Origin of the sequence: Pseudomonas defluvii (assembly GCF_001695625.1) — a bacterium.
Taxonomy (GTDB): Bacteria; Pseudomonadota; Gammaproteobacteria; order Pseudomonadales; family Pseudomonadaceae; genus Aquipseudomonas; species Aquipseudomonas defluvii.
The window spans coordinates 1-1,796 of the sequence record NZ_MBPN01000249.1; the positions used below are offsets into that span (position 1 = coordinate 1).

A 1,796-nucleotide genomic window follows, 5' to 3' on the forward strand; every position below is an offset into this window, starting at 1 on the left:
GCGCGGCGCGCAGCCAGATCGGAGCCAACATCGCGCCATTCCTGTGTGATCAGCAATGGCTAGATCGTGGAGATCGGGGCTGTTTCAGGCCGCAAACAATAGGAACCTGCAGATGACCGGATTGATCTGCTAGAGGTACTTCTTGAAGCTGCCCGCAGTCAGGCTCACGGCCAGTCCCAGCAAGGCGGCGCTCGGCAACAGGATCAGCAATGGATGCACCGAGATCGGCAGCGCCAGGTACGTGATCCACGGCAGCACGGCCAGCGGCATGAGGCTGGCTTTTGCACGGTGGTAGATGAACCCGGATTCGCGGCCCGCGCCGAACCTGCGCACGTCGCGTCGCACCAGACCGTCAATCAGACCGACGAAGGCGGCCGTGAAGATCAGTGGCAGCGTGAGCACCAGGACCAGCAGGCGCACTAGGAAGGTCAGCGTCGTGAAGGCTGCGGCGATGAGGTAGCTCTCGGCCCAGACATAGACTTGGCTGATGTAGTAGCGGAAGTTGCGCGCCTGCTCGTGGCTGGGCGCGCGGACGCGCTCGGCGGTCTGGCTCATGCGCGCCAGCAGCCCCGAGCGAACGAACACCCATTCGTAGCCTGTATCCACCAACTCGTGCGCCGTGCGCCCTGGCTCCTGCACGACCACGCTGCGCGTGAAGTGGCTGGACAGGTGCCCAAGCTCGTACTGCAACATCTGCTGGGAATGGCGCCAGCCCTGATCCTTCCAGAACAGGTGCATGCCGACGCACTCCACCACGATCGAGAACAGCAGCGAGCCAATCAATACCCCGAGCAGGCGAAATGGCAAGGTGATGGTGCCGACGATCAGACCCTGGCGCTGGTTCTGCTCCCGCTGCGCGGTCGAGGCGGCGTCCTTCATGGCGCGGCCTCGTCGGTACTGTGGTCGGTGTCGGTGGCCACCGCAGCAGGCTCGGCTGGAGCAGCATCGTCCAGCAGGTCATCGGGCAAGGCCGCATCCTGCAAGGCAGGGGAGCTGGTGAAATCCCACCACTGCGTGGCCTCGCTGTAGCTCTGGCGCATGTATCCGGCCAGTTGCTGCAGATCCGCCGGCATCACTTCATCCGGGTCTGGTGTCGGCAGCGGCATGCGAACCTTCCAAAGCTGGCCGCCTTGCAGCAGCGCGAAGCACTGGCCTTTTGGCAGGCCGACTACGTGCGATGGCTCGATCATCGGCACGCTGGACATGCTGATGCGGTCCTGGGTGTTCGACGTGAAATCCGTCGCGCCACGGATGTCCGAGCTATCGGTCGCCCCGGAGACGATGGTGGTGGTATAGACCTCGACCTTCGGCAACTGCCGCGTCAGCAGTTCGGCGGTGGCCGTCTCGCGCACGCGCAGCATGAACAGGTTGTTGAAGTTGCCGATCACCTGGCCAGCTTTCGCGCGGTTGCCGATGCGGGCCTCGATATCCGAGAGGGTCTGTGTGTACGCCGTGACCTGTAGCCCGGCACCGCCGCCCTTGTTGATCAGGGGCACGAATTCGTCACCCATGAGTTCATTGAATTCGTCCGCATGGACATTGATCGGCACGCGCGTGCCAGCGGATGCGCCCGGCAGGCCATCGTCGATCCCGTGCTTGTAGATATGGCCCGCGACCGAAACCAGGTCGGAGAACATGGAGTTGCCGACCGCTGCGGCAACCTCGGCGTCGGACAGCGCGTCCAGTCCCACATAGACGATGGCGCGCTTCCTGATGACTTGCATCCAATCGAAGATCGGGCGCGGGTCGGTCAGGTCGGAGTAATTCGGGGCCAGGAGCTGGGCGATCTTGCCGCT

The 1,796-nt window shown here is 63.7% G+C and carries 2 protein-coding genes; both read right to left on the reverse strand.

The window, feature by feature from the left end:
* Positions 1 to 129: 129 nt before the first annotated feature.
* On the reverse strand, positions 130 to 879 hold the full coding sequence (locus EKA13_RS27025; protein WP_009459676.1) for a TIGR03747 family integrating conjugative element membrane protein: 750 nt from the start codon (positions 877 to 879) through the stop codon (positions 130 to 132).
* Positions 876 to 1,796, reverse strand: a 921-nt coding sequence (locus tag EKA13_RS27030; protein WP_176717499.1) for a TraM recognition domain-containing protein, incomplete at its 5' end; no start/stop codon positions are given. The genes EKA13_RS27030 and EKA13_RS27025, both read right to left, overlap by 4 nt.

Bases quoted from the DNA above. Each gene is read 5' to 3' on its own strand.
- EKA13_RS27025 (WP_009459676.1), bottom strand. From the start codon at position 879: ATGAAGGACGCCGCCTCGACCGCGCAGCGGGAGCAGAACCAGCGCCAG.